Below are 21,977 nucleotides of genomic sequence, written 5' to 3' on the forward strand. Positions count from 1 at the left end.
ATGATGAAGTTCATATTGGATATTGTTAGTACACCAGCTATTTTAGTAGCTTTAATTGCAATTTTAGGATTAGTTCTTCAGAAGAAGAAATTACCTGATATTATTAAAGGTGGAATTAAGACCTTTGTTGGTTTCTTAGTTGTATCTGGTGGTGCAGGAATTGTACAAAATTCTTTAAATCCATTTGGTACCATGTTTGAGCATGCTTTTCATTTATCTGGCGTTGTGCCGAATAATGAAGCAATTGTAGCTGTAGCTTTAACAACATATGGCTCAGCTACTGCAATGATTATGTTTGCAGGCATGGTGTTCAATATCTTAATCGCTCGTTTTACTCGATTTAAATATATTTTTTTAACAGGGCACCACACTCTATATATGGCATGTATGATTGCGGTCATTTTATCAGTTGCTGGCTTTACTAGCTTGCCTCTTATCTTACTAGGAGGATTAGCACTCGGTATTATTATGAGTATTTCCCCAGCATTTGTGCAAAAATATATGGTTCAATTAACTGGAAATGACAAGGTAGCTTTAGGTCATTTCAGTTCTTTGGGATATTGGTTGAGTGGTTTTACTGGTAGCCTTATCGGTGACAAATCAAAATCAACAGAGGACATTAAATTTCCAAAGAGTTTAGCTTTTTTACGTGATAGTACTGTTAGTATCACTTTATCCATGGCAGTTATTTACATTATTGTAGCTATCTTTGCAGGGTCAGAATATATAGAAAAAGAAATCAGTAGTGGTACAAGTGGTCTAGTTTATGCTTTACAATTAGCAGGTCAATTTGCAGCAGGGGTATTTGTTATTTTAGCAGGTGTTCGCCTTATTTTGGGCGAAATTGTTCCAGCCTTTAAAGGTATTTCAGAGCGTCTTGTACCTAATTCAAAACCTGCTTTGGATTGTCCGATTGTTTATACTTATGCACCCAATGCAGTTCTAATTGGATTTATCTCTAGTTTTGTTGGTGGTTTAGTAAGTATGGCAATTATGATTGCTTCAGGAACGGTTGTTATCTTACCAGGCGTTGTGCCTCATTTCTTCTGTGGAGCGACTGCAGGTGTCATTGGGAATGCATCTGGTGGTGTTCGTGGAGCCACTATTGGAGCATTTTTACAAGGTATTTTAATCAGTTTTCTTCCAGTCTTTTTAATGCCAGTTTTGGGAGGACTTGGTTTCCAAGGATCAACTTTCTCAGATGCAGATTTTGGTCTATCAGGAATTATTTTAGGAATGTTAAATCAATTTGGCTCACAAGCAGGCATTGTGATTGGTCTTGTTCTTATTTTAGCAGTTATGTTTGGAGTATCCTTTATTAAAAAGCCATCTGCAAAGGAGGAATAAGGGATGATTTTAAGTAAAAATAGAGAAGATGGGTTAAGAAAATTTGCGACTAACATCCGATTAAATACTCTTAGAACATTGAATCATCTTGGATTCGGACATTACGGAGGAAGTTTGTCTATCGTAGAAGTGTTAGCAGTGCTTTATGGTGAAATAATGCCAATGACTCCAGAAATATTTGCAGCACGAGATAGAGATTATTTCATATTATCAAAAGGTCATGGAGGACCAGCTCTATACAGTACACTCTATTTGAATGGTTTCTTTGACAAAGAATTCTTATATTCTTTAAATACAAATGGAACCAAATTACCGTCTCATCCTGATAGAAATCTAACGCCAGGCATAGATATGACAACGGGCTCTTTAGGACAAGGAATTAGTGTTGCAACTGGACTTGCATATGGTCAGAGAATAAGAAAGAGTCCCTTTTATACTTACGCTATTGTTGGAGATGGTGAGTTAAATGAGGGACAATGTTGGGAGGCTATACAGTTTGCTTCTCATCAACAGTTATCCAACTTAATTGTATTTGTTGATGATAACAAAAAACAATTAGATGGTTTTACAAAGGATATTTGTAATTCAGGTGATTTCGTAGAAAAATTTTCAGCATTTGGATTTGAATCCATTAGGGTCAAAGGTTCAGATATTAGAGAAATTTATGAAGGGATTGTCCAATTAAAACAGTCAAATAATTCATCACCTAAGTGCATTGTATTAGATACTATTAAAGGTCAAGGGGTTCAAGAGCTGGAAGAAATGAAATCCAATCATCATCTTCGCCCTACTGTAGAGGAGAAACAAATGTTAACTTCAGTTGTAGAAAGATTAAGTCAGGAATTGGAGGAAACAGAATGATGAGAAGTACGAAAGAATTACGGCATGTATATAGAGACTTCCTTTTAGAGGCTAATCAAAGTGATTCTGATATAGTAGTCTTAGAAGCCGATTTGTCAAGTTCGATGGCTACTCATAATCTTGAAAAGGACTTTGGAGACCGTTATGTGAATGTTGGGATTATGGAAGCAGAAATGGTCGGCCTTGCAGCAGGCTTGTCTATTCAGGGGTTTAGACCTTATCTTCATACATTTGGTCCTTTTGCTTCACGAAGAGTATTTGATCAATTATTTATTTCTCTTGGATACGCACAATTGGATGCCACTGTGATTGGATCAGATGCAGGAGTAACTGCAGAAATGAATGGTGGGACACATATGCCATTTGAAGAAATTGGATTGTTACGTTTAATTCCTAAATCGATCATTTTTGAAGCAACTGATGATATCCAATTTCGTGAAATATTGAACCAGACATTAGACTTAAAAGGACTAAAATATATTCGAACAATTAGAAAAGCTCCAGTTCCTGTGTATCAAGGTGGAGAAGATTTTTCTAAAGGCTACATTGAGTTAAGGCATGGTGAAGATGTTGTAATCGTTGCTTCTGGCATAATGGTTGCTCCAAGTATTCGAGTTGCAGATGAACTGTCTAAATTAGGTTATTCAGTAGGTGTGATAGATTTATTTAGAATCAAACCGATACCAGAACAGATAAAAACAATGTTAAGTGGAAAAACTATATTTACTGTAGAAAACCACAATCAGATAGGTGGAATTGGCAGTGCTGTATGTGAATTATTCTCTGATGATGGAATAACAAAAATTCATCGGATGGGTGTTCAAGAAAGATTTGGTCAAGTAGGGAAAATGGATTATCTTCTTAATGAGTATGGTTTGAGTGAATCGAATATAAAAGAGAAGGTTCTAGAAATTTATAATGCAAGATAGATGTTAAATACACTTATTTGAAAGAATTTCTGTAAAAATTACAGTACGTTATTTAAAGAAAGCGGATTAAAAAGCATATTCTGGTCATCAGAAAGTGCACTAATCCGCTTTGTTGTTTTTAATTTTAAATATTTCACATGCGTATAGAATTTTCTGAAAATTCAAGAATTTTATTCTGTTCATTGCCTTTAAATTGTGCTATAATAGTAAAAACTGAAATGGGAGGGATAAGATGACTGAATTAGATAAACGTCACCGCAGTAGCATTTATGACAGCATGGTTAAATCACCTAACCGTGCTATGCTTCGTGCGACTGGTATGACAGATAAGGACTTTGAAACACCGATTGTGGGAGTGATTTCGACTTGGGCAGAAAATACACCATGTAACATTCACTTGCATGATTTCGGGAAACTGGCTAAAGAAGGTGTCAAATCTGCAGGCGCTTGGCCTGTACAGTTTGGAACCATTACCGTAGCAGACGGGATCGCTATGGGAACGCCTGGTATGCGTTTCTCTCTAACATCTCGTGACATTATCGCGGACTCCATCGAGGCGGCTATGAGTGGTCACAACGTCGATGCCTTTGTCGCTATCGGTGGCTGTGACAAGAACATGCCTGGATCTATGATTGCTATTGCCAACATGGATATCCCAGCCATTTTCGCCTATGGTGGAACTATTGCACCGGGAAATCTTGATGGTAAAGATATCGACTTGGTTTCTGTCTTTGAAGGTATCGGAAAATGGAACCACGGTGACATGACAGCTGAGGACGTGAAACGTCTTGAATGTAATGCCTGCCCTGGCCCTGGTGGTTGTGGTGGTATGTATACTGCTAATACCATGGCAACTGCTATCGAAGTTCTAGGGATGAGTTTGCCAGGGTCATCCTCTCACCCAGCTGAATCAGCTGATAAGAAAGAAGATATCGAAGCAGCAGGACGTGCTGTTGTTAAGATGTTGGAACTTGGTCTCAAACCATCAGATATCTTGACTCGTGAAGCCTTTGAAGATGCTATCACTGTAACGATGGCTCTCGGTGGTTCTACAAACGCCACTCTTCACTTGCTCGCCATTGCCCATGCCGCAAATGTTGACTTGTCACTTGAGGACTTCAATACGATTCAAGAACGTGTGCCTCACTTGGCCGACTTGAAACCATCTGGTCAGTATGTCTTCCAAGACCTCTACGAAGTCGGTGGTGTCCCTGCGGTTATGAAGTACTTGTTGGCAAATGGTTTCCTTCACGGAGATCGCATCACATGTACTGGTAAGACTGTAGCTGAAAACTTGGCTGACTTTGCAGACTTGACTCCAGGCCAAAAAGTTATCATGCCACTTGAAAATCCAAAACGTGCGGATGGTCCGCTTATCATCTTGAACGGGAACCTTGCTCCTGACGGTGCAGTTGCCAAGGTATCAGGTGTTAAAGTGCGTCGTCACGTTGGGCCAGCTAAGGTCTTTGACTCAGAAGAAGATGCGATTCAGGCCGTTCTGACAGATGAAATCGTTGATGGCGATGTAGTCGTTGTTCGTTTTGTTGGACCTAAAGGTGGTCCTGGTATGCCTGAGATGCTGTCACTTTCTTCAATGATTGTTGGTAAAGGTCAGGGAGATAAGGTGGCCCTCTTGACGGACGGACGTTTCTCTGGTGGTACTTATGGTCTGGTTGTTGGACATATCGCTCCTGAAGCTCAGGATGGTGGACCAATTGCCTATCTCCGTACCGGCGATATCGTTACGGTTGACCAAGATACCAAAGAAATTTCCATGGCCGTATCCGAAGAAGAACTTGAAAAACGCAAGGCAGAAACAACCTTGCCACCACTTTACAGCCGTGGTGTCCTCGGTAAATATGCCCACATCGTATCATCTGCTTCACGCGGAGCCGTGACAGACTTCTGGAATATGGACAAGTCAGGTAAAAAATAAACTCATACTCGAAAATCTCTTCAAATCACGTCAACGTCGCCTTGCCGTAGGTATGGTTACTGACTTCGTCAGTTCTATCTACAACCTCAAAACAGTGTTTTGAGCTGACTTCGTCAGTTCTATCTACAACCTCAAAACAGTGTTTTGAGCTGACTTCGTCAGTTCTATCTACAACCTCAAAACAGTGTTTTGAGCTGACTTCGTCAGTTCTATCTACAACCTCAAAACAGTGTTTTGAGCTGACTTCGTCAGTTCTATCCACAACCTCAAAACAGTGTTTTGAGCTGACTTCGTCAGTTCTATCTACAACCTCAAAACAGTGTTTTGAGCTGACTTCGTCAGTTCTATCTACAACCTCAAAACAGTGTTTTGAGCTGACTTCGTCAGTTCTATCCACAACCTCAAAACAGTGTTTTGAGCTGACTTCGTCAGTTCTATCCACAACCTCAAAACAGTGTTTTGAGCTGACTTCGTCAGTTCTATCCACAACCTCAAAACAGTGTTTTGAGCTGACTTCGTCAGTTCTATCCACAACCTCAAAACAGTGTTTTGAGCTGACTTCGTCAGTTCTATCCACAACCTCAAAACAGTGTTTTGAGCTGACTTCGTCAGTTCTATCCACAACCTCAAAACAGTGTTTTGAGCTGACTTCGTCAGTTCTATCCACAACCTCAAAACAGTGTTTTGAGCTGACTTCGTCAGTTCTATCCACAACCTCAAAACAGTGTTTTGAGCTGACTTCGTCAGTTCTATCCACAACCTCAAAACAGTGTTTTGAGCAACCTGCGGCTAGTTTTCTAGTTTGCCCTTTGATTTTCATTGAGTATCAAAAAGCAAGCCATTTTCGGCTTGCTTTTTTCATCTTTAAAAGTGATTGGCCTGCTTAACGAGGTGGTAGTCCAAGGGCAATACGGCCATAGCGACTGATTCGTGTGATTTTCCAAGCAGGCGACCAGGTAACTTCAACCTTGATATCTTTGATACCCTCGATTTGTTTCAGACCTGCCACAATTTCAATAGGCAGGCTTTCGGCGCAATCACAGGCAGTATCGGTGAAGGTCATGACAATCTTGCAGAGCCCCGTTTCATCCAGATTGATTTCATAAATCAGACCTAGATTGTAAACATCCAATTCCACATCTGTATCAAAAACTTTCTCTAGTTTTTCGATAATTTGGTCTTGCAAGGCCAAAGCACGGTCATTGATTTTGATATCGTCTCTCATAGCAGTCCCTCCATGTGATAAATATCCTCTATTTTCTCATAATTCTGACAATTTGGCAAGCTTTTGATGAATTTTCTGAAAAATATGATAAAATGAAGAAAATACGGAATCAAGGGGAAGTCTATGGAGCAGATTGGAAAAGTCTTTAGACAATTACGAGAGTCAAGAAATATCTCACTGAGACAAGCAACCGGAGGACAATTTTCGCCGTCTATGTTGTCCCGTTTTGAAACAGGTCAGAGTGAGCTTTCGGTGGAAAAGTTTCTATTTGCTCTGGAAAATATATCTGCCAGTGTGGAGGAGATCCTCTTTCTGGCGAGAGGTTTCCAGTATGATACAGATTCTGAGTTGAGAAAAGAAATTACAGATGTCTTGGAACCAAAGAATATAGCACCTCTTGAGGACTTATATCGCAGGGAGTATCAAAAGCATGCCCATTCTCACAACAAACAGAAACATATTCTAAATGCCATTATTATCAAGTCTTATATGAAGAGCATAGATGAAAGGGTAGACTTAACAGCAGAGGAAGGAAAAGTCCTTCATGATTATTTGTTTTCTACCGAGATCTGGGGAATCTATGAACTCAATTTATTTTCAGTCAGTTCTCCATTTTTATCTGTTTCTCTTTTTACTAGATATGTACGAGAAATGGTACGTAAATCTGATTTTCTAATGGAAATGTCTGGCAATCGAAACCTTTTTCATACTATACTATTGAACGGCTTTTTAGCTAGTATTGAGTGTGAAGAATTTACCAATGCCTATTATTTTAAACGTGTTATCGAAGAGCATTTCTACAAGGAAAATGAGACCTATTTCCGAATTGTTTATCTGTGGGCAGAAGGTCTCCTTGATAGCAAGCAAGGTAGAGTCAAGGAAGGCCAGAAAAAGATGGAGGATGCTGTCCGTATTTTTGAGATGCTTGGCTGTAATAAATCTGCCGAATACTATAGAAATACGACCGAATGTTGAATATCTGCAAACCAAGAAAAAATTTGAAGCGATAGAACTATTGCCCTCTCTCAGGTCATTACAAAAGTTCTATCGTTTCTTTTTGCTCATTTTATTTGTTGCATATATTCAAGAGTTCTCCCTCTCAAATTTCTAAGTGCTATACTATAGTCATACTTCATATAGAGGTTCGAACAAGAAGGGAGATTATCTATGAAACTATTGTTTAGAAATCCAGCTTATAGAATTTTGACTTTATCACGCTTCTTCAATGCTTTTGGTGCTTCGATTTTCAACCTGGTCTTTATCGTCTATGCATCGACCTTGTCACAAGCATCTTTTGCTGTTGCTATGGCGAATATTGTCATGATTCTTCCGACCCTCTTTACAGTTTTTGCAGGGATTCGGGCAGATTACACGAGGGACAAGGTCAAATGGATGGTCTATAGCGGTTTGTTTCAGGCGGTTCTATTTTTTCTAGCAGCCCTAGTTGTTCAGCAAGCTAGTCTCTTTGCCTTTTCTAGCCTGTGTTTGATCAATGTCATTAGTGATATCATCAGTGATTTTGCAGGTGGCCTGCGTATGCCTCTTATTAAGGAAAAAGTAGCTGAAGATGATCTGATGGAGGCTTATTCTTTTTCACAGTTCATCACCTATATTTCAGCTATTGGTGGTCAAGCTTTCGGAGTCTGGCTCTTAGCTCTATCGGTCAACAATTTTTCTCTCGTTGCGGGAATCAATGCCTGCTTTTTCCTAGTATCAGCCACTATCCTCTTTTTAGGAAAAAGCAAATTGAGCCTGTCAATGTCATCTGCTGATGGTGAAAACTTAAAAAATGAGAAGCTTTCTATCAAAGACCAGTTCCTAACAATTTACCGAAATTTACGTCTCGTTTTTCTTAAAAGTGGACAGAAAAACTTTGGTTTTATGCTCTTTGCTGTCTTGCTTATTAATTCCTTGGGTGGCGCTTTGGGTGGAATTTATAATATCTTCTTTTTGAGCCATTCTCTCTTGAATTTTTCTTATACAGAGGCACTATTTATCAATCAATTCTGTGTTTTAGTAGCAGTCATCATCAGTAGCCTTACGGGCAATGATTATTTTGGGAAGCAGTCCTTGCCTAGATTGATGATGTGGGCGACCGTAGGGCTTAGTCTAGTTGGTTTGGCTAATTTATTCAATCAAGTCGTGCTTGGTTTGCTATTTCTCTTCTTTACTCTGTATGTGTCTGGTAAAGTTCAACCAAAGATTAGTGCCATGCTCATGAAAAATCTAGCTCCAGAGGTTCTAGCTCGTACTAGTAATTTTTTAGGTCTATTGTTTACCTTATCCATACCTGTGGGAACAGCTTGTTTTTCACTAGTAGCCGTATGGAATATACAGTTGACTTGGATGCTATTTGTTGGTCTTTCCTTGCTAGCTATTTTTTTTGACAATTCTTAATCTCAAAAATGATATCTAAATCCTAATTTTTTTCTTACTGTTTTAATCCCTCTATTTATGGTAAAATAAGACTATTAAGTTTAAAGAGGATTCCCTATGAAATTACAAAAACCAAAAGGAACGCAGGATATTTTACCTGCTGAGTCTGCTAAGTGGCAGTACGTTGAGGGCTTTGCCCGTGAAATTTTCAAGCGCTACAACTACGCAGAAGTGCGTACGCCTATTTTCGAGCATTACGAGGTTATCAGCCGCTCTGTCGGAGATACAACAGATATTGTAACCAAGGAAATGTACGATTTCTATGACAAGGGTGACCGCCATATTACCCTCCGTCCAGAAGGAACTGCGCCCGTTGTCCGTGCCTATGTGGAAAATAAACTCTTCGCCCCAGAAGTGCAAAAGCCAAGCAAGTTCTACTACATGGGACCTATGTTCCGTTATGAGCGTCCACAGGCAGGGCGCTTGCGCCAATTCCACCAGATTGGTGTTGAGTGTTTTGGTTCTAGCAATCCAGCTACCGATGTGGAAACAATCGTTATGGCAGCCCATTTTTTGAAGGAAATCGGTATTCAAGGTGTCAAATTGCACCTCAACACTCTTGGAAATCCTGAGAGCCGTGCAGCCTACCGCCAAGCCTTGATTGACTATTTGACACCGCTCAAGGAGACCTTGTCTAAGGATAGCCAACGTCGCTTGGAGGAAAATCCTCTTCGTGTCTTGGACTCTAAGGAAAAAGAAGACAAGGTGGCAGTAGAGAATGCGCCGTCTATCTTGGACTTTCTTGATGAAGAAAGCCAAACTCATTTTGATGCTGTGAGTCAGATGTTGGAAAATCTTGGAGTAGATTACATCATCGATACCAATATGGTGCGTGGTCTGGACTACTACAACCACACCATTTTCGAGTTTATCACAGAGATTGAGGGCAATGACTTGACAGTCTGTGCGGGTGGTCGCTACGATGGTTTGGTTGCTTACTTTGGAGGCCCTGAAACTGCTGGATTTGGTTTTGGGCTTGGTGTAGAGCGCCTGCTTCTCATCCTTGAAAAACAAGGCGTGGCCCTCCCTATCGAAAATGCCCTAGATGTCTATATCGCAGTCTTGGGTGATGGAGCAAATGTCAAAGCCCTAGAACTAGTCCAAGCTCTTCGCCAACAAGGTTTCAAAGCAGAGCGTGATTACCTCAACCGTAAGCTCAAAGCTCAGTTCAAGTCAGCCGATGTCTTTGCGGCTAAGACCCTCATCACCCTAGGAGAGAGCGAAGTCGAAAGCAGACAAGTGACAGTCAAGAACAACCAAACCCGAGAAGAAGTGCAAGTGTCACTTGAGACAATCAGCCAAAACTTCTCAGAAATCTTTGAAAAACTAGGATTTTATACTCAATGAAAATCAAAGAGCAAACTAGGAAGCTAGCCGCAGGTTGCTCAAAACATGGTTTTGAGGTTGTAGATGAAACTGACGTGGTTTGAAGAGATTTTAGAAGAGTATTAATGATAGATAAAGTGGTCAGGAACTTACTCCTGACCTTTTTCTTTTGCAAAATGACAAAAATCATAAACTTTTTGACAGCTATACTTGTCAAAAAGAAAAAGATGTGTTACAATGTAAGCAAGTTAAGAGAAAAGAAGAAAGGAGCTATGATGTGGGTACTAGTATTTATACTATTTATTATTTTCTTTTATTCTAATAATTCTAAAAAAATCAAGAAACTAGAGAATAAAATCAAAAAACTTGAGCGAAAAGAGAAAGGAAACGCAGAAATGTCGAGATTATTGCAAGAAATGATTGGAAAGAAACCAATTATAACGGGAGTGTATATTGGGCCAGATAACTGGGAAGTTGTGGATGTTGATGAGGAATGGGTAAAGCTACGACGTGTAGATAATACGGGAAAAGAAAAATTCAAGTTGCAACGTATTGAAGATATCCAAACCGTTGAATTTGACGGAGAGTAGGTGTGTAACGTGCAACTAAAAAATCGTCTAAAAGAGCTTCGAGCTCGCGATGGTCTCAATCAAACCGACCTAGCCAAACTGGCAGGGGTTTCCAGACAGACCATTAGCCTACTAGAACGGGATGAGTACACCCCATCCATTATCATTGCCCTGAAAATATCTCAAATTTTCAACGAAACAGTCGAATCGGTATTTCGTTTGGAGGAGGACGAGTGATGAACAAGTATAAAGTGATTTATTATGTAGTGGTCATAGCTTTATTAGTCAGCGTATTTCTACTGATTGGGATGGACCTAAGCTGGTTTAATCCCTATCAAAGCGACCAATTTGTTTGGGTCTACTTTGCTCTCATCCCAGTAATTGAATGGATTGAAAAGAAATCCAAAAATCTAGCAAGTGAAAAAGGAGAATGAATATGAAAAAGAAACGTAGATTGTTATTTTTGATGTCTATTGTCTTTGGGGGGGTCTTGGGCATGTTTGTAGGGATGTTTAAGGCACGTGTCGAATCCCACGAAATTATTTTAGATGTAAAAGCCTTGATGCCATGGATATCAGCTATTTGTTTACTGATAGGTTTCATTAGTATGTTTTTGACTTTCAATTTCTTAAAGAAAAGCAGAAAATTTCATTCCTTGTATCAAGAGGAAATGGATGACGATCTGAATGAAACCTATTATGTGCAAATGTATCGGAATCTTGAGTTTGGAACCATTGCTTTTAATATTACAGGTGTAGCGATTCCATTGGCTATTTTTATTTCATTAAGTGAGGTGATTATATTGCATACAAACCCTCAAACATTTTTCCTTTCTTTCTTACTCTTTGTGGTATTCTTAGTCGCTCAAAAATCTCTTTTTAAAACCATTGCGATTGTTCGTCAGTTTGATTTGGAATTTTTCGCTACACCAAAGGATGTCTTGAACTATATAAATTCTTATGATGAAGGGGAGCGTCAGGCTAATTTGGAACAGAGTTTTCGAATTTTATTCCAATTACACCAATATGTCTTACCAGCCTTATATATTTTTCTTATTATCATTTCTTTCTTGACAGGAGAGATTCAGTTACTAGCTTTCTTGCTTGTAGGAGCCATCCATGTTTATATCAATGTGATGCAGTTACCTATGGTAAAACGTTATTTCAAATAAAGGAGTTATCTATGAAACTACTTAAAAACCTTGGCTGGTTTCTTCTAGCCCTTCTATCCTTTTTCTTTATCTATGGCTTTATTCAGGGGCTCGCGACTGCGTCGCTTGCTTTAGGCGCTTCACCCTATGCTGTTACTCTACTCTATGTGGTCTTGGCTGGAGTATATGTGTACGGCATTTACAAATGGTATCAGAAAGCTCCTGTTTATATTGAGAAGAGCGGCTTTAACCGATTTATTTGGCTTCCTGCCTTGGTTTGGTTCTTATCTCTGGTCGTTCAATTTTTCTTGCCAGATGATCCTTCAGTAAATCAACAAATAGCGACAGACTTGACCTTGTCTCAATCACTTTTCTCATTCTTTGCTGTGGTTATTTTTGCTCCTTTGACGGAAGAGATTGTTTTTAGAGGGATGTTAGCACGCTATCTCTTTCCTAAGCAGGACAATAGTAAACGAACCCTGATTTTTCTTCTGGTATCTAGTCTTCTATTTGCCTTGATTCATTTTCCAGGTGATGTGCAACAATTTTTTGTCTATTTTAGCCTTGGTTTTAGTTTGGGTTTGGCTTACATTAGCAGAAAAGGTCTGGTCTACAGTATTTCTCTTCACGCTTTGAATAATTTAGTCGGCTTTTTGATGATTCTCATGCTATAATAGAGTCAGGAGGTCACATGAAACGAGTAATTTTATTAGCAGTGATTCAGGCAGTCGTTCTATTTTTCATCATTGGAGCGCTAGCTTATGCCTTCAAAGGCGATTTCTTCTATAACTATCTAGCAGTTGTCTTTGCTCCTATTGCAGGTGTACTGCGTTTTGGGACGGCTTACATAACGGAAATTGTCTTGCCTCGAAAGGCAGCCGAAATCGCTGAAAAGCGTAAAGCAGGCAAAAATTCAAAATAAAAGAGTCCGGTGAAGTTCATCGGATTTTTGTATTATACTCAATGAAAATCAAAGAGCAAACTAGGAAGCTAACCGCAGGTTGCTCAAAACACTGTTTTGAGGTTGTGGATGAAACTGACGAAGTCAGCTCAAAACATGGTTTTGAGATTGTAGATGAAACTGACGAAGTCAGTAACCATACATACGGTAAGGCGACGCTGACGTGGTTTGAAGAGATTTTCGAAGAGCATTAGCGCTAATTTTTAGGGCTTTCACTTGACTTTTAAAGACTGGCAAACTTTTCTGATGATTTTCATGAAGAGCCTGCGCTTTTATGGTAAAATAGTAACAGAATAAAAGAGGAGAGAAATAATGAAACGTAGTATGTATGCTGGTCGTGTTCGTGAGGAACACATCGGACAAGAAATAACCTTGAAAGGATGGGTTGGCCGTCGTCGTGACCTTGGTGGTTTGATCTTTATCGATCTTCGTGACCGTGAAGGAATCATGCAGTTGGTTATCAACCCTGAAAAAGTATCTGCAGAGGTTATGGCAACAGCTGAAAGCCTTCGTAGCGAATTTGTTATTGAGGTGACTGGTCAGGTCGCTGCGCGTGAGCAAGCCAATGATAAGTTGCCAACTGGTGCAGTTGAGTTAAACGTGACAGCTCTTATTGTGCTTAACATAGCTAAGACAACACCATTTGAGATTAAGGATGGCATTGAGGCAAATGACGATACACGTTTGCGTTACCGTTACCTTGACCTTCGTCGTCCAGAAATGTTGGAAAATCTTAAACTTCGTGCCAAGGTGACCCACTCTATCCGCAACTACTTGGATGAGTTGGAGTTTATCGACGTGGAGACACCATTCCTTTCTAAGTCAACGCCTGAAGGGGCGCGTGATTATTTAGTGCCGTCTCGTGTTAATAAGGGGCATTTTTACGCTCTTCCTCAAAGTCCACAAATCACGAAACAGCTCTTGATGAATGCTGGTTTTGACCGTTACTACCAAATCGTTAAATGTTTCCGTGACGAAGACTTGCGTGGAGACCGCCAGCCTGAATTTACTCAGGTCGACTTGGAAACGTCCTTCCTTACTGAGCAAGAAATCCAAGATATTACAGAAGGCTTGATCGCGCGCGTGATGAAGGAAACAAAAGGCATCGAAGTAACGCTACCGTTCCCTCGTATGAAATACGATGATGCTATGGCTCTTTACGGTTCTGACAAGCCAGATACTCGTTTTGACATGTTGCTTCAGGACTTGACAGAAGTGGTCAAAGGTGTAGACTTTAAAGTCTTTTCAGAAGCACCTGCTGTAAAAGCGATTGTGGTCAAAGGAGCTGCGGACAACTATTCACGTAAAGACATCGACAAGATGACGGAAGTAGCCAAACAGTATGGTGCCAAAGGTCTTGCTTGGGTCAAGGTGGTTGATGGAGAATTAAACGGACCAGTTGCCAAGTTCTTGACTGGTATCCAAGAAGAATTGACAACAGCGCTTGCTCTTGAAGATAAGGACTTGGTTCTCTTTGTGGCGGATACGCTTGAAGTGGCTAATGCAACACTGGGTGCCCTTCGTGGACGTATTGCTAAAGAGCTTGGCTTGATTGATAATGATAAGTTCAACTTCCTTTGGGTGGTTGACTGGCCGATGTTTGAATGGTCTGAAGAAGAAGGCCGCTACATGAGCGCCCACCATCCTTTCACCCTTCCACAGGAAGAAACTGCTCACGAATTAGAAGGTGATTTGGCTAAGGTTCGTGCCATTGCTTACGATATCGTCTTGAACGGTTATGAGCTTGGTGGTGGTAGCCTTCGTATCAACCAAAAAGACCTTCAAGAACGCATGTTCAAGGCTCTTGGTTTCTCAGCTGAAGAAGCCAATGACCAGTTTGGTTTCCTTCTTGAAGCCATGGACTATGGTTTCCCACCACACGGTGGTTTGGCTATCGGGCTTGACCGTTTTGTCATGTTGCTTGCTGGAGAAGAAAATATCCGTGAAGTCATTGCCTTTCCTAAGAACAACAAGGCAACTGACCCAATGACACAAGCTCCATCAACAGTCGCTCTCAAACAACTAGAGGAACTCAGCTTACAAGTAGAAGAAGATGAAACAAACAAAACGAATTAAGCGGTGGCGCTATTATCTGCGCCGCTTTGCTTATCAGATAAAAATTTTACGTGTCTTACAAAGTATCTCTCGAGAAAAGTATGATGAGAAGATTTCGGCCTCTCTGGTCTATGGTTTTTTATCAGCAGTAGCAGTTAATTTCTTTTTCCAACCAGGGCATGTGTATTCGAGTGGTGCAACAGGTCTGGCACAGATTATCTCTGCCTTGAGTAATCACTGGTTTGGTTTTCATATTCCGATTTCGCTAAGCTTCTACGCCATTAACTTCCCTTTGATGGTCTTAGCTTGGTATCAGATTGGCCATAAGTTCACCGTCTTTACCTTTATCACGGTATCTATGAGTTCCTTCTTTATCCAGTTTGTCCCTGTGGCAACCTTGACGGAGGATCCCATTATCAATGCCCTTTTTGGGGGTGTTGTTATGGGTTTGGGGATTGGTTTTGCTCTTCGAAACAATATCTCCAGTGGTGGGACGGATATCGTCAGCCTGACTATTCGCAAGAAAACGGGTAAGAATGTCGGTAGTATTTCTTTCTTGGTAAATGGAACTATCATGCTGATAGCAGGTTTGACCTTTGGTTGGAAATACGCTCTTTATTCTATGATTACCATCTTTGTCTCTAGTCGTGTGACAGACGCAGTCTTTACTAAGCAAAAGCGTATGCAGGCCATGATTGTGACAAATCATCCAGAGAAGGTAATTGAAAAAATCCATAAAAAATTGCACCGCGGAGCAACCATGATCCATGATGCAGAAGGAACCTATAATCACGAGAGAAAGGCAGTTTTAATCACTGTCATTACACGTGCAGAGTTTAATGAATTTAAACAGATTATGACACAAGTGGATCCAAGCTCCTTTGTCTCTGTCTCGGAAAATGTTCATATTCTAGGAAGATTTGTTGAGATAGATAATTAGTGATTAATACTCTTCGAAAATCTCTTCAAACCACGTCAGCGTCGCCTTACCGTATATATGGTTACTGACTCCGTCAGTTTCATCTACAACCTCAAAACCATGTTTTGAGCTGACTCCGTCAGTTTCATCTACAACCTCAAAACCATGTTTTGAGCTGACTCCGTCAGTTTCATCTACAACCTCAAAACCATGTTTTGAGTTGACTTCGTCAGTTCTATCCACAACCTCAAAACAGTGTTTTGAGCAACCTGCGGCTAGCTTCCTAGTTTGCACTTTGATTTTCATTGAGTATAAAAAGATCTTGGGAAAAGACTCAATTTCAGTAGAAAAGGAAGTAAATCTTCCCACATTAAAACGCATAGTATCAAGTTTTTTCAATACCTGATAGTATGCGTTTTTGCTTTTAACGACTTTTTGTCCAGTCTCTTATTTTTCGATAATTTTGTGGGCGATCAATTGACGGTAACAAATTTGTTTATTGTTTTTATTATCATTAATAATCTGGAGAATAGTTTCAAGGGAAACACGACCAAGCTCTAAACTATTGATATCGACATAGGCTGCCAAGTTGAGCTTGGGATTAACCGAGTCAAAGCTGAGAACAGGGACATCCAGCTGGTGTTTGGCAATATAGTTACAAACACCTTCAGCTAGGAGGCTATCGGTTGTGATGATAGCATCAATTTGTGGATCGTGCTTGAATAATCGCTTGCTAAATTTATAGCCCTTTTCTTCCAGAAACTCGTCGGCAAAGTAGATGCGATTGTTGTCAGTGGTAAGTTTGTAATGTTTAAGCGCCTGTTCATAGCCTGTTAAACGGTCTTTGGTCACGAAGAGCTTTTTACTTCCTCCGATAAAGGCAATGCGTTTGCAGCCTTTTTTGATGAAATATTCAGTCGCATCAAAACCAGCTTGAACATTGTCGTTGTCGACAAGTGGGATGAAAGGAGATAGAGATTTACCTAAGATAAGGAAGGGGAACTGTTCTTCTGCGACGAGTTTTACGAGAGGGTCTTCTTCTTGGGCATAGAGAAAGATTAGCCCATCTACACGCTTGCCGTAGACCATTTGTGAAATAGCGTTGAGACGCTCCTTCTCATCTTTCCCTGTTGCTATCTGAATGGCATAGTGGTTTTCAGATGCGACTTGAGAGATGCCACGTAGAACCGATGGAAAGAAAGGATTCTGGTAGAAGGCGTCTGAGTCATCAGGAAGAACTAATCCGATAACCTGAGTATAGCTGCTTACCAAGCTACGAGCGTTGAGGTTTGGGTGGTAGTTGAGTTCCTTCATAGCTTTGCGAACGCGTTTTTTTGTTTCGTCGCTAATGGTTGATTTATTTTGAATAACACGGGTTACGGTTGAAGGCGAAACACCAGCAGCCTTGGCCACGTCTTTAATCGTAACGGGCATAAAAATCTCCTATTTATGGTAATTTGGATCACGGAAATGTGTTTTATAAAAGATAGTGACCAGATACAGAACAAAAAGAATATTTTGTACAGTAATCAGGGTTGTCATATTTTGGCCAAATAATCCCAAAATAAGTGTAATCAGAGTCGGCAATCCTAAACAGTTCAAGATAAAGTGATAGCACTCTTTAAAGGTTCTAAATGAAAAGAGGCGTGATTTCTTAGTGATATAAAGGAGAAGACTAGCTCCTAGAGAGACGATAAAGAAATTCAAACCAAAGAGGAAGCTCGCACCGAGAACTAGGAAGAGGCTGATATAGACACGATTTTGTTGGTACCAGTCTTTAGAAATTGCTTGGGTCAAGCTGTCTTTGCTTTTGAAACTCTCAGTCTGAATGGCTCGGTAAGAGATGCGGGTCAGTTCCTTGCTTTCCTTGCTGATGACTAGCTCATTTGTATCGAAATGCAGTTGCAAGTTCTTAGGTAATTCCTTGATTTGACTTGGACCAATCACAACAGAAGAGGCTTGACTAACTGTTCCAGTATAAGTTAATGTGCCATCGACAATTGTAGCATGTTCAGAGAGATCCTGGACAACCTCATTTGTCAGAGGTTCATAGACATTATCGATAAAAGTTTCTAGCGGATAGGTCTCCTGGGAGCTGTTTTGGATAGCAATGGGTACCATAGACAAGCTGATAAGGAAGATACTGGTAAAGAGAAGTTGAAACCAGTTGAGCCCGAAACGTTTGGACAGGGGCTTACGAAACCCCAAAATACTTGAAAAAAAGGAAAATGGATATGGAAGCATAGGTATCTTTCTAAAAGGTGTTTTCTATATAAGTATTATTATATAGAGAAATGCGCTTTATTTCAAGTCTAGGAGAAAAATTGCTTGCTACAAGGATATTATTTACAGTGACAATCGCTAATAGTCAATGAAAATCAAAGTGCAAACCAGGAAGCTAGCTGCAGGTTGCTCAAAGCACAACTTTGAGGTTGGAGATAAAGCTGACGTGGTTTGAAGAGATTTTCGAAGAGTATAAAATGAAAAAGGGTGGCGGGGATAAATTATCCCTTGTCGCCACCACTTGTAAGTCCTGAAACAAAGTTCTTTTGTAGGAAGAAGAAGAGAATACAGATTGGAAGGGCGATGAGGATAGCACCTGCTGAGAAGTAGGCAATCTTCAAGTTTTTCGCATTGTTAACGAAGGTTTGGAGACCTACGGCAACAGTAAAGTATTCTTTCTCACGAAGCAAGAAACTAGAGAGGATGTAGTCCCCGAAAGGTCCCATGAAGGCCCAGAGAGCTTGTACGGCAACCATTGGGCGAACAAGTGGAAGAACAATTTGCCAGAAGCGGCGGAAGTGTCCTGCACCGTCTAGTTTTGCAGATTCGTCTAAAGACATTGGCACTGTATCGAAGTAGCCTTTCATGAGCCAAGCATTCATCGGGATACCACCACCAACGTAGAGGAAGATGAGGAACCAGTTGTGGTTAAGGGCGTTCAACATAAGCGCCATAACGAAGAAGGCTGTCAAAGCGGCCATAGTTGGCACCATTTGGATGATCAAGAAGAAGACCAAACTTTGTTTACGAGCCAAGAAGTTGTAACGGCTGTAAGCATAACCAGCAAGTACGATGATACTTGTTTGAACAGCCATGGTAATTAAGGCGATAATCAAAGTGTTGAGGTACCAAGTACCGTACAAGGTTTCAGTGAAGAGGCCTTTAAAGTTATCAAAATTGAGGTCGATATTAGTATCTAGTTTAAAGGCTGAGACGTTACCTGCTTTAAAGGCTGACATAATGGTAATCAACAGTGGATAGATAATTACAATTGATAGACCAATCAGGTAAAGGTAAGTAAGGCTTTGAGTCAGTCTACGTTTGAGTTTAATTGAGTTATTCATCTTAGACGTCCTCCATATCAAATGCGTGTAGTTTCTTGAATGCGATCATAGAGATTGAGATGACAATGATAGAGATAATCAAGGTAACAGCTGCCGCCATTGAGTATTGAGGAGATGTACCTGTTGTCAAACGGTAGATCCATGAGATCAAGATATCGGTTGAACCAGCTCCACCTCCGACACTACCAGGTCCTCCACCATTGAAGAGGTACATGATAGAGAAGTTGTTAAAGTTGAAGGTGTATTGGCTAATCAAAGTAGGTGCCGCAACAGCCAAAATCATTGGGAAAGTGATGTTGCGGAATTTTTGCCAAGCGTTGGCACCGTCAATATAAGCTGCTTCGTAAAGGTCGTTAGGAATAGATTGCAAGATACCCAAAGTCAAAACGTAGATGTATGGGAATCCGAGCCAACCTTGCATCATAATCAAGGCAATCTTAGTCCAAGTTGGGTCTGTTTTCCAAGGAATAAGAGCTCCATCAAGAAAAGGAAGGAATTTAGCCAAGATTGGCAATACTTGAGTGTTGATAGCACCGACACTATCGTTAAACATGTTTGAGAATGTCAAGATAGTGATGAAGGCTGGGACAGCCCAAGGAAGAAGGAAAATAACACCAAAGATACGTTTTCCTTTGATAAATGGTTGGTTGGCAATGATAGCTGTGAAGATACCAATTACGATTTGTAAAGTAGAAGCTGCCAAAGCCCAAATGATAGTCCAAGAAAGAACAGAACCAAAGGCAGAACGGAAGGTACTCAAGCTCCAAATGTTTGTAAAGTTGGTCAAACCAACCCAGTCCAACAACTTGTTTGGTGGCAAGTGTTGGAAGTCGTAGTTGGTAAAGGCGATCATCAAGGTTACGATAACTGGGAAGATAATCGCGAAGGTCATGGCAACATAAGATGGAATGATCAAGAGGTAAGGGAAGCCATTTTCATAAATCCCTTTGATCATGTCTTTGAGTGTGCGTGGAACTGGAATTCCATTGTTAATGCGTTTTGCAATCGTATGTGCATCTTTGATATTTGAGAAATAAAAGAGTACATAAACGATTACAAAGATTAGATGGAAGGCACCACGAATCAGCATAAAGAGGGAATTATCACGACCTGGTTTGTCACCAAGAGTGATGAGGTTGCTCAATTCAGGGGTTGCAAGTGCTAGGAAGTAAAGGACAAATACGATGGTTACACCAAGGAAGATAAAACCTTTGGCTTTTTGTTTATTGTAAATCTGTCCTAACCCAGGAATGATAGACAGCAGGGCTGCTTTACTAGGTTGTTGCTTTTCCATATTAACTCCTTTCATAGGATACTACTTTTTTATAAGAAAGCTAAATTATTTGTGTCTCTATTGATAAATTCAAAGGGGGATTTGATTTCCACCCCCCTTGAACAAATTTTTTATTCACCAAATTTTTGTTTGATTGTTTCTTTGATCAATGTTACAGCATCGTTAGCAGCTGTTTTAGCATCTTTTTGACCACTTACAGCATCAAAGAGCATATTTTTCGCTGGATCCCAAACTGCAGACATTTGAGAGATGTTTGGCAGTGGTTGAGTGTTCTTGAACTGTTTGATAACAGCTGTTGTCAACTCATCGTTTTTACCTTCAGCGTATGAACGAGCCTCAGTATTAGCTGGGATTTCGTTAGTCTTATCATATAATACTTTTTGTTGTTCAGTTGCAACAAGGAAGTCTACAAATTTTTGAGAAGCTTCAAGGTTCTTAACGGCTTGAGGAATGACCCAAGCTTTACCACCACCGAATGCAGCATATTCTTTTCCATTTGGAAGAGTTGGGATAGTTGCAACTCCGTAGTTTACTTTAGCATCTTTAAAGGCTTGAGCTTTCCAAGGTCCGTCGATGATAGCAGCTGTTTTACCTTCTTGGAATTGAGTTTGGATTAAGTTTCCAGCACCTTCTGTATCTTGCATACCTTTAGGCCATTTTTCGTACCAAGATTTAGCGTAGTTGATACCTGCGATAGAACCGTCGTTTGCAAGACCGATGTCTTTAGCGTCTTTACCGTTTTGGCCAAAGACGTAAGCACCGTTACCGGCAAGAAGTCCATATGTATAGTAGAAGTTTGTCCAGTCAGCTAGGAAGGCAGTAGTTTTACCATCTTCACCAGCGAATGCGTATTTGCTATCTTTAGCAAGGTTTTCCAAGTCAGCAAATGTTTTTGGAGCATCTTTCACCAAGTCTTTGTTGTAGTACATAACAAGTGACTCGATAACGGCAGGAGCACCGTAAACTTTACCATTAGCAGCTGTTACAAGAGATTTAGTTGTGTCGTCTGTTTTAGCACCATCGCTCAATTTCACTTCTGAAAGTTGTCCGTCAGAACCAAGGCTACCTACACGGTCGTATGGAGCCATCATAACATCAGGGACATTACCAGATTGGTTGTCAAGAGAAAGTTTATCAAGACCTCCTAGAGCATCACCAGTTTTAAGAGTGACTTTTACTCCAGCTTCTTTTTCATAAGCTTTAGCAACCTCTTCAATATAGCTCTTATATCCCTCGTCTACATATACAGTGAGTTCTTTGACTTCAGATGAACCAGAATCAGCAGGCTTATCAGCAGTTTTGCTTCCGCAAGCTACCAAAAGCAAGCTAGCAAGTGTAGCAGTTTTGCTTCCGCAAGCTACCAAAAGCAAGCTAGCAAGTTTTATTGATAAGGAAACGCAAACGTTTTCCTTTATGAGCTTAGTATAGCACAAATAGAAAACGGTCGCAAGTATTTTTTGTAAAAATTTTAAAAAATTTTTAAGCTTGATTTGATAGCATAATTTTGCATTTTAATAGAAGAAAAGTATGAAATAGATAAGAATACAGTATTTTTAATAAAAATATATGGAATCTGTCTAAAGAGGGAAATCAGGAGGGGCTACCTCCCTGTTTCTAATCCC

23 protein-coding genes and 1 pseudogene are annotated in these 21,977 nt (G+C 40.2%); 16 read left to right on the forward strand and 8 right to left on the reverse strand.

Translation table 11 applies throughout. The annotated features are described in order from the left end of the window. The 4 genes from AT689_RS03205 (at nt 1) to ilvD (ending at nt 5,073) form a co-directional block, all read left to right on the forward strand. A complete protein-coding gene (locus AT689_RS03205; RefSeq protein ID WP_000975299.1) occupies nt 1-1,347 on the forward strand; it encodes a PTS ascorbate transporter subunit IIC in 1,347 nt (448 codons plus the stop codon). 3 nt (nt 1,348-1,350) lie between these two features. Next, nucleotides 1,351-2,208 (forward strand): transketolase, encoded by an 858-nt coding sequence (locus tag AT689_RS03210; protein WP_000603790.1) that lies wholly within the window; start codon nt 1,351-1,353, stop codon nt 2,206-2,208. After that, nucleotides 2,205-3,137, forward strand: coding sequence for a transketolase family protein (locus AT689_RS03215; protein WP_000986377.1), 933 nt, complete (start codon nt 2,205-2,207; stop codon nt 3,135-3,137). Before AT689_RS03210 ends, AT689_RS03215 begins: the two co-directional genes overlap by 4 nt. Before the next feature lie 232 nt (nt 3,138-3,369). Further along, complete coding sequence (gene ilvD / locus AT689_RS03220) at nt 3,370-5,073, forward strand: dihydroxy-acid dehydratase (RefSeq protein WP_000137351.1); 1,704 nt, start codon at nt 3,370-3,372, stop codon at nt 5,071-5,073. A 25-nt stretch (nt 5,074-5,098) separates the two neighbouring features. On the opposite strand, the gene AT689_RS13330 is transcribed toward ilvD, so the two are convergent. Beyond that, the gene (locus AT689_RS13330) at nt 5,099-5,893 is read right to left on the reverse strand and encodes a hypothetical protein (protein WP_079099134.1); all 795 of its coding nucleotides are present in this window, start codon (nt 5,891-5,893) and stop codon (nt 5,099-5,101) included. A 63-nt stretch (nt 5,894-5,956) separates the two neighbouring features. Then, nucleotides 5,957-6,298, reverse strand: a complete 342-nt coding sequence (locus AT689_RS03235) for a metal-sulfur cluster assembly factor (protein ID WP_001204054.1) — start codon at nt 6,296-6,298, stop codon at nt 5,957-5,959. A gap of 123 nt (nt 6,299-6,421) precedes the next feature. Here AT689_RS03235 and rgg point away from each other — a divergent pair, with 123 nt between their 5' ends. The 12 genes and pseudogenes from rgg (at nt 6,422) to AT689_RS03295 (ending at nt 15,735) form a co-directional block, all read left to right on the forward strand. Then, entirely contained in the window at nt 6,422-7,273 is an 852-nt protein-coding gene (gene rgg / locus AT689_RS03240; RefSeq protein WP_000434962.1) for a quorum-sensing system transcriptional regulator Rgg, read from the forward strand. Nucleotides 7,274-7,465: 192 nt separating this feature from the next. Next, nucleotides 7,466-8,714 (forward strand): annotated as a pseudogene (locus AT689_RS03245) (transporter). 77 nt (nt 8,715-8,791) lie between these two features. Beyond that, a complete protein-coding gene (hisS, locus tag AT689_RS03250; RefSeq protein ID WP_000775831.1) occupies nt 8,792-10,081 on the forward strand; it encodes a histidine--tRNA ligase in 1,290 nt (429 codons plus the stop codon). A 104-nt stretch (nt 10,082-10,185) separates the two neighbouring features. After that, nucleotides 10,186-10,650: a hypothetical protein gene (locus AT689_RS03255; RefSeq protein ID WP_000566059.1), complete on the forward strand. Its 465-nt coding sequence runs from the start codon at nt 10,186-10,188 to the stop codon at nt 10,648-10,650. Nucleotides 10,651-10,659: 9 nt separating this feature from the next. Next, nucleotides 10,660-10,866 carry a helix-turn-helix transcriptional regulator gene (locus tag AT689_RS03260; protein WP_001176227.1) on the forward strand — a complete coding sequence of 69 codons (207 nt, stop codon included), beginning with the start codon at nt 10,660-10,662 and terminating at the stop codon, nt 10,864-10,866. Beyond that, a complete protein-coding gene (locus tag AT689_RS03265; protein ID WP_001046144.1) occupies nt 10,866-11,063 on the forward strand; it encodes a hypothetical protein in 198 nt (65 codons plus the stop codon). Before AT689_RS03260 ends, AT689_RS03265 begins: the two co-directional genes overlap by 1 nt. A 2-nt stretch (nt 11,064-11,065) precedes the next feature. Beyond that, the gene (locus AT689_RS03270) at nt 11,066-11,800 is read left to right on the forward strand and encodes a DUF3169 family protein (RefSeq protein WP_000730272.1); all 735 of its coding nucleotides are present in this window, start codon (nt 11,066-11,068) and stop codon (nt 11,798-11,800) included. Nucleotides 11,801-11,811: 11 nt separating this feature from the next. Beyond that, nucleotides 11,812-12,453 carry a CPBP family intramembrane glutamic endopeptidase gene (locus AT689_RS03275; RefSeq protein ID WP_000771215.1) on the forward strand — a complete coding sequence of 214 codons (642 nt, stop codon included), beginning with the start codon at nt 11,812-11,814 and terminating at the stop codon, nt 12,451-12,453. A 17-nt stretch (nt 12,454-12,470) separates the two neighbouring features. Beyond that, nucleotides 12,471-12,701 (forward strand): hypothetical protein, encoded by a 231-nt coding sequence (locus AT689_RS03280; RefSeq protein ID WP_000832180.1) that lies wholly within the window; start codon nt 12,471-12,473, stop codon nt 12,699-12,701. Between the two features lie 41 nt (nt 12,702-12,742). Continuing rightward, nucleotides 12,743-12,934 (forward strand): hypothetical protein, encoded by a 192-nt coding sequence (locus tag AT689_RS13335; RefSeq protein ID WP_000693524.1) that lies wholly within the window; start codon nt 12,743-12,745, stop codon nt 12,932-12,934. A gap of 118 nt (nt 12,935-13,052) precedes the next feature. Beyond that, on the forward strand, nt 13,053-14,816 hold the full coding sequence (gene aspS, locus AT689_RS03290; protein WP_000830864.1) for an aspartate--tRNA ligase: 1,764 nt from the start codon (nt 13,053-13,055) through the stop codon (nt 14,814-14,816). Beyond that, nucleotides 14,794-15,735 (forward strand): YitT family protein, encoded by a 942-nt coding sequence (locus AT689_RS03295; protein ID WP_000814945.1) that lies wholly within the window; start codon nt 14,794-14,796, stop codon nt 15,733-15,735. Before aspS ends, AT689_RS03295 begins: the two co-directional genes overlap by 23 nt. Nucleotides 15,736-15,738: 3 nt before the next feature. Here AT689_RS03295 and AT689_RS13340 read toward each other — a convergent pair whose 3' ends face one another. From AT689_RS13340 to AT689_RS03325, 6 genes are all read right to left on the reverse strand, one after another. Further along, nucleotides 15,739-16,020: a hypothetical protein gene (locus tag AT689_RS13340; RefSeq protein WP_025173809.1), complete on the reverse strand. Its 282-nt coding sequence runs from the start codon at nt 16,018-16,020 to the stop codon at nt 15,739-15,741. 141 nt (nt 16,021-16,161) lie between these two features. After that, complete coding sequence (locus AT689_RS03305) at nt 16,162-17,148, reverse strand: LacI family DNA-binding transcriptional regulator (RefSeq protein ID WP_001145439.1); 987 nt, start codon at nt 17,146-17,148, stop codon at nt 16,162-16,164. Between the two features lie 9 nt (nt 17,149-17,157). Continuing rightward, nucleotides 17,158-17,958: a DUF1189 domain-containing protein gene (locus AT689_RS03310; RefSeq protein WP_000938210.1), complete on the reverse strand. Its 801-nt coding sequence runs from the start codon at nt 17,956-17,958 to the stop codon at nt 17,158-17,160. Nucleotides 17,959-18,218: 260 nt separating this feature from the next. Continuing rightward, nucleotides 18,219-19,061, reverse strand: a complete 843-nt coding sequence (locus AT689_RS03315) for a sugar ABC transporter permease (protein WP_001065636.1) — start codon at nt 19,059-19,061, stop codon at nt 18,219-18,221. Between the two features lies 1 nt (nt 19,062). After that, the gene (locus AT689_RS03320; RefSeq protein WP_000414968.1) at nt 19,063-20,355 is read right to left on the reverse strand and encodes a carbohydrate ABC transporter permease; all 1,293 of its coding nucleotides are present in this window, start codon (nt 20,353-20,355) and stop codon (nt 19,063-19,065) included. Between the two features lie 110 nt (nt 20,356-20,465). Beyond that, nucleotides 20,466-21,719 (reverse strand): maltodextrin ABC transporter substrate-binding protein, encoded by a 1,254-nt coding sequence (locus tag AT689_RS03325; protein ID WP_282955783.1) that lies wholly within the window; start codon nt 21,717-21,719, stop codon nt 20,466-20,468. Nucleotides 21,720-21,977: the final 258 nt, after the last annotated feature.

The sequence above is a fragment of the Streptococcus pneumoniae genome (genome assembly GCF_001457635.1).
GTDB lineage: Bacteria > Bacillota > Bacilli > Lactobacillales > Streptococcaceae > Streptococcus > Streptococcus pneumoniae.